Here is a 13,438-nt window from a genome sequence, read left to right as displayed (position 1 = left end):
CCGATGACTCGCCAGAAGATCCTCATCACCGGTGCCAGCTCCGGCCTGGGCGCCGGGATGGCGCGCGCGTTCGCCGCCAAAGGCCGCGACCTTGCGCTGTGCGCGCGGCGCACCGACCGGCTCGATGAGCTGAAAGCCGAGCTGTCGCAGAAACATCCGGGCATCACGATCGCGGTCGCCGCGCTCGACGTCAACGACCACGAGGCCGTCCCCAAAGTGTTCGCCGAACTCAGCGACGAACTGGGCGGCATCGACCGCATCGTCGTCAACGCCGGCATCGGCAAGGGCGCGAAACTGGGGTCCGGCAAGCTGTGGGCCAACAAGGCCACCATCGAGACCAACCTGGTGGCAGCTCTGGTGCAGATCGAGACCGCCCTGGAGATGTTCAACAAAACCGGTTCGGGCCACCTGGTGCTGATCTCCTCGGTGCTCGGCAACAAGGGCGTGCCCGGCGTCAAGGCGGCCTACGCGGCGAGCAAGGCCGGGGTGAGCTCACTGGGCGAATCGCTGCGCGCCGAATACGCCAAGGGGCCCGTCAAGGTTTCGGTCATCGAGCCCGGCTACATCGAGTCGGAGATGACGGCGAAGTCGAACAGCACAATGTTGATGGTGGACAACGAAACCGGCGTCAACGCGCTCGTCGCCGCCATGGAACGCGAGCCCGGCCGGGCCGCGGTGCCGTGGTGGCCGTGGGCGCCGCTGGTGCAGTTGATGCGGGTGCTACCGCCTCAGCTGACCAAGATGTTCGCCTGAGATTCAGCTGGTTCGCCCGCGTTCGGTGCGGTAGCGGCGCACCAGTGCGTCGGTGGAGCTGTCGGACTGCGGCGCCGGCGAGCCGTCGGCGGTGATCACCGGAAGCAACGCCTTGGCCTGGGTTTTGCCGAGCTCCACTCCCCATTGGTCGAACGAGTCGATTCCCCAGATCACGCCCTCGGTGAATACCTGATGTTCGTACAGCGCGATCAGCTGGCCCAAGACGGACGGGGTGAGCCGGTTGGCCAGGATCGAGGTCGACGGCCGGTTACCGGGCATCACCTTGTGCGGCACGACGTCCGAAGGCGTGCCGTCGGCGGCGATCTCTTCGGCGGTCTTGCCGAAGGCCAGCACCTGGGTCTGGGCGAAGAAGTTGCTCATCAACAGGTCATGCATGCTGCCGCTGCCCTCGGCGGTGGGCAGATCGTCGAGGGGTTGGCTGAACCCGATGAAATCGGCGGGCACCAGTCGGGTGCCCTGATGCAGCAACTGGTAGAACGCGTGCTGCCCGTTGGTTCCCGGTTCGCCCCAGAAGATTTCACCGGTATCCGTGGTGACCGGGCTGCCGTCCGCGCGGGTCGACTTGCCGTTGGATTCCATGGTCAGCTGTTGCAGATAGGCCGCGAAACGCGCCAGGTCATTGGAATACGGCAACACGGCGCGCGATTGCGCGTCCATGAAGTTCGAATACCACAGGCCGATAAGGCCAAGCAGCACAGGCGCGTTCGATTCCAGTGGCGTCGTCTTGAAGTGCCGGTCGACGATGTGGAATCCGGATAAGAAGTCCGCGAAGGCTTGTCGGCCGATAACGGCCATCAACGAAAGACCGATCGCCGAGTCCACCGAGTAGCGGCCGCCAACCCAGTCCCAGAACCCGAACATGTTGTCGGTGTTGATGCCGAAATCGTCGACGAGGCGTTTGTTGGTGGAGACGGCGACGAAGTGCTGCGCCACGGCGGCGTCGCCGAGGGCGTCGGTGATCCAGCGACGCGCGGCCGTCGCGTTGGTCAGGGTTTCCAGCGTCGAGAACGTCTTGGACGCGACGATGAAAAGCGTTGTGGCGGGGTCCAAGTCGGCCAGGGTGGCGATCAGGTCGGCGGGGTCGACGTTGGAGACGAAACGCGCCGAGATCCCCGCATCCGCATAGTGACGCAGTGCCTGGTAGACCATCACCGGGCCGAGGTCCGATCCGCCGATCCCGATGTTGACCACGGTGCTGATCCGTTTCCCGCTGGCCCCGGTCCAGTCGCCGGTGCGCAACCGGTCGGTGAACTCGCCCATGGCGTCGAGCACCGAGTGCACGTCTTGGACGACGTTTTCGCCGTCGACGACCAGTTCGGCGTCCCGGGGCAGTCGCAGGGCGGTGTGCAGGACCGCGCGGTCCTCCGAGGTGTTGATGTGCACCCCGGCGAACATCTGGTCGCGGCGCTCCTCGAGGTTGGCCGTGCGCGCGAGATCGATCAAGAGCCGCAGCGTTTCTCGTGTGATGCGGTGCTTGCTGTAATCGATGTAGAGGTCGCCGACGGAGACGGTCAGCTCGCGGCCGCGATCGGGATCGTCGTCGAAGAACTGCCGAAGATGGGTGTCGCCGATCTGGTCGTGATGCCTGCGCAGGGCGTCCCATGCCGGGGTGGCGGTGATGTCGGGGAGGATGTGCACGGAGGTCATCCTTCGACACTATGGGCTGTGACGTGACGGAGCCAGGTGTCGGGGCGAGCCGGTGCTCCGCCGCGTCAGTGACCGAGCCGGCCCCTGCCCAAGCGCAGCAGCAGTATCGCCAGGTCCTTGCCTTCGGGGCCGAGTTCGCTGTAGCGCTCGATCACCTTCATTTCGCGGCTATGGACCAGTCGCGTGCCGCCGGAGGCCATCCGGGCCTTACCGATCGCCTGCGATACCTGGGTGCGTCGTTTCACTGCATCGAGAATCGCGGCGTCGAGCCGGTCGATCTCCTGGCGCAAGTCGTCTATGTCGGTGACCTCTCGGGTCTCCGCGATCTCGGTGTTCATCTCTGCTGACTCCGCGTCTTCGTCGTGATTGGGGGGTTCTGGTCTCATGCAGTATCGGGCCTCACAAAAGACGAGCCCCGGGCGCCGAAAGCGGACCACGGGGCTCTGCGGAAGCAGTTAACCCACGGGCACCGCGAACCGGCACCCGTAGGGGAGTCAACGGCGCCACTCCTGAGTCGTGGAGTGTCGCCGACACTGCGCGTTGAGCACGAATCGAGTTTGCCATCAAAAATGCTAGACGTACAAAGAATGGGATTTAAGCTGCGGTTTTTGAACTTGGGTGCAATTGCGCCGGCGATCGAACCCGGTCCGGAAATCGCGGTCCGACACGCCGAATTCCCGCGAGTCGGCGTGACGGCGTCCCGGTCGCCCCGGCCACTAACCTGGTCTGATGCCGGGGCGCTTCAGCGTCAGTGGGCGGCGGTAAGTTTGGACTGACATGAGTGTGCACGCAACAGATGCCAAGCCGGCCTCCGAGGCAGATCAACTGCTCGAGGGCCTCAATCCCCAACAGCGCCAGGCGGTGGTGCATGAGGGCTCCCCACTGCTGATCGTCGCGGGTGCGGGTTCGGGAAAGACCGCGGTGCTGACCCGCCGCATCGCGTACCTGATTGCCGAGCGTGGCGTCGGGGTCGGTCAGGTGCTGGCCATCACCTTCACCAACAAAGCGGCCGCCGAGATGCGGGAACGGGTGGTGCGGCTGGTGGGCAACCGGGCTCGCGCCATGTGGGTGTCGACCTTCCACTCGACCTGCGTGCGCATCCTGCGCAACCAGGCGTCCCTGATCGAGGGCCTCAACTCCAACTTCTCCATCTATGACGCCGACGACTCGCGGCGCCTGCTGCAGATGATCGGGCGCGACATGGGCCTCGACATCAAGCGCTATTCGCCGCGGCTGCTGGCCAACGCCATCTCCAACCTGAAGAACGAGCTGATCGACCCGGCCGCGGCGGTGGGCAACCTGACCGACGATTCCGACGAGCTGTCCCGCACCGTGGCCGGCGTTTACGGCGAATACCAGCGGCGGCTGCGCGCGGCCAACGCGCTGGACTTCGACGACCTGATCGGGGAGACCGTGGCGGTGCTGCGGGCCTTCCCGCAGATCGCCGCGCACTACCGGCGGCGGTTCCGTCATGTTCTCGTCGACGAATACCAGGACACCAACCACGCGCAGTACGTCCTGGTGCGCGAGTTGGTGGGCACGGACACCGCGGACGGCGTGCCGCCCGCCGAGCTGTGCGTGGTCGGCGACGCCGACCAGTCGATCTATGCGTTCCGCGGCGCCACCATCCGCAACATCGAGGACTTCGAACGCGATTACCCGGACGCGACAACCATTCTGCTGGAACAGAATTACCGCTCGACGCAGAACATCCTGTCCGCGGCCAACTCCGTGATCGCCCGCAACTCCGGACGCCGCGACAAGCGGCTGTGGACCGCCGAAGGCGCCGGTGAGTTGATCGTCGGCTACGTCGCCGACAACGAACACGACGAAGCCCGATTCGTCGCCGAGGAGATCGACGCGCTGGCCGCCAACGGCGAGATCACCTACAACGACGTCGCCATCTTCTACCGCACCAACAACTCGTCCCGGTCGTTCGAAGAGGTGTTCATCCGCGCCGGGATACCCTACAAAGTCGTTGGCGGAGTGCGCTTCTACGAGCGTAAGGAGATTCGCGACATCGTCGCCTATCTGCGGGTGCTGGACAACCCCGGCGACACGGTCAGCATGCGGCGCATCCTCAACACCCCTCGCCGGGGCATCGGCGATCGCGCCGAGGCGTGCGTGGCGGTGTATGCCGAGAACACCGGCGCCAGTTTCGCCGACGCGCTCGTGGCCGCGGCCGAAGGCAAAGTGCCGATGCTGAATTCGCGTGCCGAGAAGTCGATCGCCGGTTTCGTCGAACTGCTCGACGAGCTGCGCGGACGCCTGGACGACGATCTCGGCGATCTGGTCGAGTCGGTGCTCGAACGCACCGGATACCGCCGGGAACTCGAATCCTCGACCGATCCCCAGGAACTCGCGCGTCTGGACAACCTCAACGAACTCGTCAGCGTGGCACACGAATTCAGTACCGATCGGGCCAACGCCGCGGCACTGGGCGAGTCCTTGCAAGCCCCCGAAGACGAAGACGTGCCGGATACCGGCGTGCTGGCCGAGTTTCTGGAGCGGGTTTCGCTGGTCTCTGACAGCGACGAGATTCCCGAAGACGGCGCCGGCATGGTCACCCTGATGACGCTGCACACCGCCAAGGGCCTGGAGTTTCCGGTGGTGTTCGTGACCGGATGGGAGGACGGGATGTTCCCTCACATGCGGTCATTGGACGATCCGGTCGAACTCTCCGAGGAGCGGCGGCTGGCCTACGTCGGGATCACCCGGGCCCGCCAACGGCTCTACCTGAGCAGGGCGATCGTCCGGTCCTCCTGGGGACAGCCCATGCTCAACCCGGAATCGCGCTTCCTGCAAGAGATTCCACAGGAACTCATCGATTGGCGACGCACCGCGCCGGCCCCCTCGTTCAGCGCGCCCGTGAGCGGTGCCGGCCGGTTCGGCACGCCGCGGGCCGCCCCCACCCGCTCGGGAATGAGCAAACGCCCGCTACTGGTGCTCGCCCCCGGCGACCGGGTGACGCACGACAAGTACGGGCTGGGCCGGGTCGAGGAGGTGTCCGGCGTCGGCGAATCGGCGATGTCGCTGATCGACTTCGGCAGCTCGGGCCGGGTGAAGCTGATGCACAACCACGCCCCGCTCAGCAAGCTTTAGCCCCGGCGGCAATCGACCGCGTCGAACGTGCACTCACGGCGGAAATTCGGCGAAATATTCGCCCGCAGTGCGCGTTCGGTGAAGGTCAGGCGCCCAGCCACCGTTTGGTCTGCGGAAGCAGCACCAGCACCACCGTGGCGATCGGCAATATCGGCAGCAGGTGCACCACCCATGCGACCCGCGCGCCGGCGATGAACACCCCGATGTAGGTGAGGAAGGCGACGAGGGCGCCGGCCATCAACAGGTAGCGGCTGATCGATCGGCGCTGCAGCAGCATGATCACGCCGGACACCGTGGTCCCCGCAAACACCAGGGCCAGGAACGCGACCGCGATGCAGAACAGACGATCGGTTCGCCACCAACCGGCGATCAGATCGGTGGCCACCACCGACGTGGCCCAGCCGCTGATGATGCTCACCGCGCACGCGGCAACGGCCGTCCGATCGGAGGGTTCGAGGGCCGGGACCCCGGCATAGTTGGTCCGACCCGCATGGGGACCGGCCCGGTAGGGCGCCGATTGCGGAGCGAAGTGCGTTGTCGGGGCGTCCGGCGTGGTCGGGATGGGGCCGGTAGGCGCGCGGCGGATGATCCGTGTCCGTGAGTCGGAGGGCGGATCGTGCTCGGGCGTGGGCTCGGGCGGACGCGGACCGGAAGGTTCTTCGTTCGGCTCGGTCACCTCAGCCAGCGTAGTTGCCGACTGTAAGACCACGCTTAGCGAGCCACGGCACGGGATCGATCCGTTCGGTGCCGCCCTGCAGCACCTCGAAATGCAGGTGGGGGCCGGTGGAATTGCCCCGGTTGCCCATCGTGGCGATCTGGTCGCCGGCCATCACGCGCTCACCGACGCTGACGAGCGTGGTGTTGACGTGGCCGTAGAGCGTGACCGTCCCGTCGGCGTGGCGCAACTTGACCAGCATCCCGTAGCCGCTGGCCGGCCCGGAGTCGATGACCACGCCGTCGGACACCGCGTAGATCGGTGTGCCGATCGAGTTGGCCAGGTCGATACCGGCGTGCAGCACCCCCCAGCGGTAGCCGAAGTTGGAGGTGAAGATGCCCTTGGTCGGCATCACGTAGAGCGGCTGCGACAACCGCGCCTCGCGTTCGGCGCGGTCGTTGGCGAAGGCGACGCCCTTGGCGAGCTCCTGGTTGTGCAGTGCGGCGGTGGCCGACGGCGCCGCGGCGATCACCTGCGGGCCGCGGACGGTGTTGCTGCCCGCCCCGCCGCCCAGCGCCGACGCGTTGGCGGTCAGCACCGCGTCGGTTGTGGGGGTGTCGGCGTGGCTGGTGGCCGTGTGGGCGGCCGCGGCGGCCGCTCCCGCCGCCATCGCCGAGATCAGCAGGCGGCCCCGGGCCGCGCTGGTCGGTTGCTTGCGGTGCTGTCCTGCGCGGCGGACGCCTACGACGTCGACGGTGTGCGAGCGATCCGGGCGTCGTTCGGTGCGAGGCTCGACGATCACCCGCGGCAGCACCTCGGTGACGGGTGCGGCCAGCCAGACCGGACGTACGTCGTCGGCCTCGTGCAGGTCGTCGAGCTCGGGCGCCAGCAGCACCTGCGCTTCGTTGTCGAAGGGTGAGTCGCCGTTGAAGTCCAGGTCGCCAAGATCGCCGGCGTCGTCGCTGAACTCGAAGTCGTCGAAGTCAAAGCCGTCGAGCGGAAGGATTTCCGTGACCTCGGTGCGATGCGGTGCTTCGGCCCATCGGGCGCCTGCCGCGCGACCCACCCTCACGACGCCTTCGGTTACGGCAGAAGACCGGGCAAAACGGTGCTGGGACAACCTGAAATGTCCTCGTATCGTGACCATAACGTTATCTGGACCCTAGGAAGGTATCCGCTAACGCGCGGGGCTGGCAACCTCGTCGGAAAATCAGGGCGGAATTGTGATTTGGATCACGCGGACAGTCAACCCACGGCTCGTGAGCTGTGCCACATCGGCGGACGCGGCGGTAATCGCCGTTGGAGGGGTGGATACAGTTCGTCCGTGCGAGTTGCCGGGTGCGGCAACGCCCACCAAGAGGCCTAGTAGTTGAGTCGAGCGAAGACAGAGAGTCCATGGACCTTTTCGAGTATCAAGCAAAAGAGTTGTTCGCCAAGCACAACGTACCGACTACGCCGGGACGCGTGACCGACACCGCCGAGGGCGCGCGCGAGATCGCGACCGAAATCGGCCGTCCGGTGATGGTCAAAGCGCAGGTGAAGGTCGGCGGACGCGGCAAGGCGGGCGGCGTCAAATACGCGGCCACGCCCGAAGACGCCTACGAGCACGCCAAGAACATCCTCGGTCTCGACATCAAGGGACACGTCGTGAAGAAGCTGCTGGTGGCCGAGGCCAGCGACATCGCCGAGGAGTACTACATCTCCTTCCTGCTCGACCGCGCCAACCGCACCTACCTGGCCATGTGCTCGGTCGAGGGCGGCATGGAGATCGAGGAGGTCGCGGCGACCAAGCCCGAGCGGCTGGCCAAGGTTCCGGTGGACGCCGTCAAGGGTGTCGACCTTGCTACCGCGCGCTCCATCGCCGAGCAGGGCCACCTGCCCGCCGAGGTGCTCGACGCCGCCGCGATCACCATCAACAAGCTGTGGGAGGTCTTCGTCGCCGAGGACGCCACCCTGGTTGAGGTCAACCCGCTGGTGCGCGACCCGCAAGACCAGATTCTTGCGCTGGACGGCAAGGTCACATTGGACGCCAACGCCGACTTCCGTCAGCCCGGTCACGCGGAGTTCGAGGACCGCGACGCCACCGACCCGCTGGAGCTCAAGGCCAAGGAGCACGACCTCAACTACGTCAAGTTGGACGGCTCGGTCGGCATCATCGGTAACGGCGCGGGCCTGGTGATGTCGACGCTCGATGTCGTCGCCTACGCGGGCGAGAAGCACGGCGGCGTGAAGCCGGCCAACTTTCTCGACATCGGTGGTGGCGCGTCGGCGGAGGTGATGGCCGCGGGCCTCGACGTCATCTTGAACGACAAGCAGGTCAAGAGCGTGTTCGTGAACGTGTTCGGGGGTATCACCTCGTGCGACGCCGTCGCCAACGGGATCGTGACGGCGCTGAACATGCTCGGCGACGAGGCCAACAAGCCGCTCGTGGTCCGGCTCGACGGCAACAACGTCGACGAAGGCCGCCGCATCCTTGCCCAAGCCAACCACCCGCTGGTGATCCAGGCCGAGACCATGGACGCCGGTGCCGACAAAGCCGCCGAGCTGGCGAACAAGTAGGGGAGTCAAGCCATGTCGATCTTCTTGAACAAGGACTCCAAGGTCATCGTCCAGGGCATCACCGGCGGTGAGGGCACCAAGCACACCGCGCTCATGCTCAAGGCCGGTACGCAGGTGGTGGGCGGCGTCAACGCGCGCAAGGCAGGCACCACCGTGTCGCACGTGGACCCGGTCGGTAAGGACGTCGAGCTCCCGGTCTTCGGCACCGTCGCCGAAGCGATGAAGGAGACCGGCGCGAACGTGTCGGTCGTCTTCGTCCCGCCGAAATTCGCCAAGGACGCGATCATCGAGGCGATCGACGCCGAGATCCCGTTGCTGGTGGTCATCACCGAGGGAATTCCGGTGCAGGACAGCGCCTTTGCTTGGGCCTACAACGTGGACAAGGGGCAGAAGACGCGCATCATCGGGCCGAACTGCCCGGGCATCATCACCCCGGGTGAGGCGCTGGCCGGCATCACCCCGGCGAACATCAGCGGGCCCGGTCCGGTCGGGCTGGTGTCCAAGTCGGGCACCCTGACTTACCAGATGATGTACGAGCTGCGCGATTTCGGCTTCTCCACCTCGATCGGCATCGGTGGTGACCCGGTGATCGGCACCACCCACATCGACGCCATCGAGGCCTTCGAGAAGGACCCCGACACCAAGGTCATCGTGATGATCGGGGAGATCGGCGGTGACGCCGAGGAGCGCGCGGCGGACTACATCAAGGCCAACGTCTCCAAGCCGGTCGTCGGCTATGTCGCGGGATTCACCGCGCCGGAGGGCAAGACGATGGGACACGCGGGCGCCATCGTGTCCGGCTCGTCGGGCACCGCGGCCGCCAAGAAGGAGGCCCTGGAGGCCGCCGGCGTGAAGGTCGGCAAGACGCCGTCGGAGACGGCGGAGCTGGCCCGCAAGATCCTGCAGAGCCTGTAGTTCTTCACCGAGACCGTGGTCAGATCGCGAATCCGCGAACTGACGACGGTTTCGTTTCGGCTCCAGCCATCGGTTAGCCTGTCGAACTAACAGTTGCCAGGAGGTTTGTCATGGCGGTCGAGCCGCGAACCCCGGTGCTCGTCGGGGTCGGCCAGTTCACCGAGCGCATCGACGACCCCGACTATCGGGGAATGTCGGCGGTCGACCTCGCGACGGCGGCCGCGCGGGCAGCACTTGACGACACCGGCGCCAAAGGCGTCGCGCAGGCCATCGACACGGTCTTCGGGCTACGGCAGTTCGAGATCTCTGGACCGATGCCCGCGAGGCTGGGCAAGTCGAACAACTACCCGCGTTCGGTGATGAACCGGCTCGGCGGCGATCCCGCCCGCGTAGTACTCGAACCGGTCGGCGGGCAGGGGCCGCAGAAGCTTGTCACCGAGGCGGGCAACGCGATCGCGGCAGGTGCAGCGGACGTCGTCATGATCATGGGCTCGGAGCCGGGATCGACGGCTCGCTACTTCGCCGATCGCGAGGACAAACCCGACTTCACCGAACATGTCGAGGGCCAACTGGAAGATCGCGGCCACCAGATCTCCAGCTACATCGACGAATACACGATTCAGCACGGTCTGACCGGGGCGCCCGTGCAGTACGGCCTCCTGGAGAACGCCCGCCGCGCGCGGCTGGGGCGCAGCGTGGCCGACTATCGGCGCGAGATGGCCGAACTGTTCGCCCCGATGTCCAAAGTGGCTGCCAAGAACCCGCTTTCGTCATCACCGGTGGAGCGGTCGGTCGACGAGATCAGCACGATCACCGACGACAACCGAATGATCTGTGACCCCTACCCCCGTCTGCTCGTCGCCCGCGATCAAGTCAACCAGGGCGCGGCGGCGGTGCTGACGTCAGTAGATGCGGCGACCCGCTTGGGCGTGCCGGAGGAGAAGTGGGTCTTTGTGCACGGCCACTCGGACATGATCGAGCAGGCGATGCTCGATCGCGTCGACCTCGGTGCCAGCCCCGCGGCGGTCCATGCTGCCCGAGAAGGTTTGCGGGTAGCCGGAATCGGCGTCGACGACATCGATACCTTCGACTTGTACAGCTGCTTTCCGTTCCCGGTGTTCGTGATCTGCGAAGCGCTGGGCATCGGCGGCGACGACCCGCGCGGCCTGACCCTGACCGGGGGATTGCCGTACTTCGGTGGTCCCGGAAACAGCTACTCGCTGCACGGTATCGCCGAGACCGTCGCGCAGATGCGGGACAGGCCAGGGCGATTCGGCTTCGTCGGCGCCAACGGCGGCATCATGAGCAAGTACTCGGTCGGAATCTACTCGACCACACCCGTGAACTGGCGTACGGACAACTGTGCGGAGCTGAAGAAGGAGATCGACGCGCTGCCGAAGGTCGACGTCACCAAGACACCGGACGGCGCGGCGAGGATCGAGACATACTCCGTGCACTACGATTGGCCGGTCCGCACCGGCGTCATCGTCGGCCGGCTCGAAGCGGACAACACTCGGTTCATGGCCACCACCGACGACGACGAACTCGTCGCGTTGATGTGCGACGGCGATCCGCTCGGTGCCGAGATCTCGGTGTGGTCGACCGGCAACGGTAACCGGGCTTCGCTCGGCTAGATGTACCACCGCGTCTGAGCGCGCGACACTTAAACCGCGCACACGACACGCCGCGAACGGTCGCCGTGGTTTAAGTCTCGCGGAGATGAAGGGCAGTCAGACCAGGGCCGCCAGCTTGCCCGCCAAACGCTCGACGTAGGCGGCCACCTCGTCCTCCGACTTATCCGGCAGACCGAACAACACCTCGGTCACCCCCAGCTCGGCCCACCTGGCCAGCTTCTCGGGCACCGGCTTGAAGTCCAGCGCCACGATCTGGGGAGCGCCGTCGCGGCCGGCCGCAGCCCAGGTGTCCTGCAGCAGCTTCACCGGCTCGTCGATGTCGAAATCGCGCGGGGTGGTGATCCAGCCGTCGGCGCTGCGCGCGATCCACTTGAAGTTCTTCTCGGTGCCCGCGGCACCCACCAGCACCGGGATGTGCGATTGCACCGGCTTTGGCCAGGCCCAGCTCGGGCCGAACTTCACGAATTCACCGTCGTACTGAGCCTCTTCTTCGGTCCACAGCGCCCGCATCGCTTCGAGGTATTCGCGCAGCATGGTGCGGCGCCGGCCGGCCGGCACGTTGTGGTCGGCGAGTTCGTCGGTGTTCCAGCCGAACCCGACGCCCAGGCTGACGCGTCCGCCCGACAAGTGATCAAGGGTGGCAATACTTTTGGCCAGCGTGATCGGGTCGTGCTCGACCGGAAGGGCCACCGCGGTGGACAGCCGCACCCGCGAGGTCACCGCGCACGCCGCGCCCAGACTTACCCATGGGTCTAGTGTCCGCATGTAGCGATCGTCGGGCAGCGATTCGTCCCCCGTCGTGGGATGAGCCGCCTCGCGCTTCACCGGAATGTGAGTGTGTTCTGGCACGTAGAAGGTCGCAAAGCCGTGGTCGTCGGCGAGCTTCGCGGCCTTCGCCGGGGAGATGCCACGATCGCTGGTGAAAAGCACAAGCCCGTAATCCATGCAGAGAATTAGAACGTGTTCTACCTGTGCTGAGCAAGCCGCGGTGGCACGGACCGTCTCGCGAGCGGCGCGCGGCGCCTCCGGTGCGGGCCCCGCCGCGCAAGCCGGTGGCAGCGGCACGGGTTACCGCACGTGCGCTAGCGTGGGTGATCGACCGCGTCGCTAACGCAGCGAGGCGCCTGCAAGCACAGCGTTGCAACTGCAACCGTGGCGACCGCTAGGCAGTTCAAGGCACTGGAAGCAACAGGAGGAGCCATGACCTACTCTCCCGGAAGCCCGGGCTATCCACCGTCGCAATCCGGCGGCGCCTATGCGGGCGGCACACCATCCTTCGCGAAGGATGACGACGGAACGAGCAAGCTGCCGTTTTACCTCAACGTCGCGGTGGTGGTCCTCGGTCTTGCCGCGTACCTGTTGAACTTCGGTCCCACCTTCACCATCGGCGCCGATCTCGGTCCGGGCATCGGTGGGCGCGCCGGCGACGCGGGCACCGCGGTCGTGGTTGCGGTGCTGGCCGCGCTGCTCGCCGGACTCGGCCTACTGCCGAAGACCAAGAACTATCCGGGAATCGTTGCGGTGATCGCGGTTTTGGGCGCCTTGCTGGCCATCACCGAGACGATCAACCTGCCCGCCGGTTTTTCGATCGGCTGGGCGATGTGGCCGCTGGTGGCGGCCGTAGTGCTCCAGGCCATCGCCGCGGTCGTCGTTGTTCTGCTCGAATCCGGCGTCATCACCGCGCCGGCGCCGCGACCCAAGTACGACCCTTACGCGCAGTACGGCCAGTACGGGCAGTACGGCCAGTACGGTCAGCAGCCTTACTACGGCCAGCAGCCGGGCGCTCAGCAGCACGGCGGCCAGCAGCAGTCGCCGCAGGGGTACGGGTCGCAGTACGGCGGTTACTCGCCGAGTGCGGCACCCACCCAGAGCGGCGTTCCGACCGGCGGTTTCGGCGCTCAGCCCGCGCCGCAGTCGGGACCCCAGCCGTCCGCGCAGCAGCACGGCTCGTCTACTCCGCCCACCGGCTTCCCCAGCTTCAGCCCACCGCCGAACACCGGTGGATCGGATGCCGGTTCGGCGACCGCCAACTTCTCCGAGCAGGGTGGGGGCCAGCAGTTCGGCCACGAGCAGCAGTCGCCGTCTTCACCGTCTGGGCCAGCGCCCTCCTAACCGTGCGCTGTCGCGCCTAGTCGGGGACGTGCCCCAGAGT

At 66.3% G+C, this 13,438-nt stretch carries 11 protein-coding genes; 6 read left to right on the top strand and 5 right to left on the bottom strand.

Features of this window, described 5'->3' with window-relative positions; all coding sequences use genetic code 11:
- Positions 1-3: 3 nt before the first annotated feature.
- Positions 4-753, top strand: coding sequence for an SDR family oxidoreductase (locus AC5Y4T_RS07315; protein ID WP_499918491.1), 750 nt, complete (start codon positions 4-6; stop codon positions 751-753).
- Positions 754-756: 3 nt separating this feature from the next.
- Here AC5Y4T_RS07315 and pgi read toward each other — a convergent pair whose 3' ends face one another.
- Both pgi and AC5Y4T_RS07305 read right to left on the bottom strand, forming a co-directional pair.
- Positions 757-2,421 (bottom strand): glucose-6-phosphate isomerase, encoded by a 1,665-nt coding sequence (pgi, locus tag AC5Y4T_RS07310; RefSeq protein WP_499918490.1) that lies wholly within the window; start codon positions 2,419-2,421, stop codon positions 757-759.
- 65 nt (positions 2,422-2,486) lie between these two features.
- Positions 2,487-2,807: a chorismate mutase gene (locus AC5Y4T_RS07305; RefSeq protein WP_499918489.1), complete on the bottom strand. Its 321-nt coding sequence runs from the start codon at positions 2,805-2,807 to the stop codon at positions 2,487-2,489.
- Positions 2,808-3,198: 391 nt separating this feature from the next.
- Here AC5Y4T_RS07305 and pcrA point away from each other — a divergent pair, with 391 nt between their 5' ends.
- Positions 3,199-5,523: a DNA helicase PcrA gene (gene pcrA / locus AC5Y4T_RS07300; RefSeq protein WP_499918488.1), complete on the top strand. Its 2,325-nt coding sequence runs from the start codon at positions 3,199-3,201 to the stop codon at positions 5,521-5,523.
- A gap of 85 nt (positions 5,524-5,608) precedes the next feature.
- Here the strand turns inward: pcrA and AC5Y4T_RS07295 are convergent, their stop codons facing one another.
- Both AC5Y4T_RS07295 and AC5Y4T_RS07290 read right to left on the bottom strand, forming a co-directional pair.
- Entirely contained in the window at positions 5,609-6,199 is a 591-nt protein-coding gene (locus AC5Y4T_RS07295) for a hypothetical protein (RefSeq protein WP_499918487.1), read from the bottom strand.
- A gap of 1 nt (position 6,200) precedes the next feature.
- Entirely contained in the window at positions 6,201-7,244 is a 1,044-nt protein-coding gene (locus tag AC5Y4T_RS07290) for a M23 family metallopeptidase (protein WP_499918486.1), read from the bottom strand.
- Positions 7,245-7,573: 329 nt separating this feature from the next.
- Between AC5Y4T_RS07290 and sucC the strand changes: the two genes are divergently transcribed.
- The 3 genes from sucC to AC5Y4T_RS07275 all read left to right on the top strand — a co-directional run bounded on the left by sucC (position 7,574) and on the right by AC5Y4T_RS07275 (position 11,286).
- Positions 7,574-8,737, top strand: a complete 1,164-nt coding sequence (gene sucC / locus AC5Y4T_RS07285; protein ID WP_499918484.1) for an ADP-forming succinate--CoA ligase subunit beta — start codon at positions 7,574-7,576, stop codon at positions 8,735-8,737.
- Between the two features lie 12 nt (positions 8,738-8,749).
- A complete protein-coding gene (gene sucD, locus AC5Y4T_RS07280; protein ID WP_499918483.1) occupies positions 8,750-9,652 on the top strand; it encodes a succinate--CoA ligase subunit alpha in 903 nt (300 codons plus the stop codon).
- A 110-nt stretch (positions 9,653-9,762) separates the two neighbouring features.
- Positions 9,763-11,286 (top strand): acetyl-CoA acetyltransferase, encoded by a 1,524-nt coding sequence (locus tag AC5Y4T_RS07275; RefSeq protein WP_499952542.1) that lies wholly within the window; start codon positions 9,763-9,765, stop codon positions 11,284-11,286.
- Positions 11,287-11,382: 96 nt separating this feature from the next.
- Here AC5Y4T_RS07275 and AC5Y4T_RS07270 read toward each other — a convergent pair whose 3' ends face one another.
- A complete protein-coding gene (locus AC5Y4T_RS07270; RefSeq protein WP_499949525.1) occupies positions 11,383-12,231 on the bottom strand; it encodes an LLM class F420-dependent oxidoreductase in 849 nt (282 codons plus the stop codon).
- A gap of 255 nt (positions 12,232-12,486) precedes the next feature.
- On the opposite strand from AC5Y4T_RS07270, the gene AC5Y4T_RS07265 reads away from it, so the two are divergent.
- Positions 12,487-13,398, top strand: coding sequence for a DUF5336 domain-containing protein (locus AC5Y4T_RS07265; protein WP_499949523.1), 912 nt, complete (start codon positions 12,487-12,489; stop codon positions 13,396-13,398).
- The last annotated feature ends 40 nt before the right edge of the window (positions 13,399-13,438 follow it).

The organism is Mycobacterium sp. NGS11 (assembly GCF_059813315.1).
The sequence above is the reverse complement of the archived record's forward strand: the minus strand, read 5'-3'. Positions and strand labels throughout refer to the sequence as shown.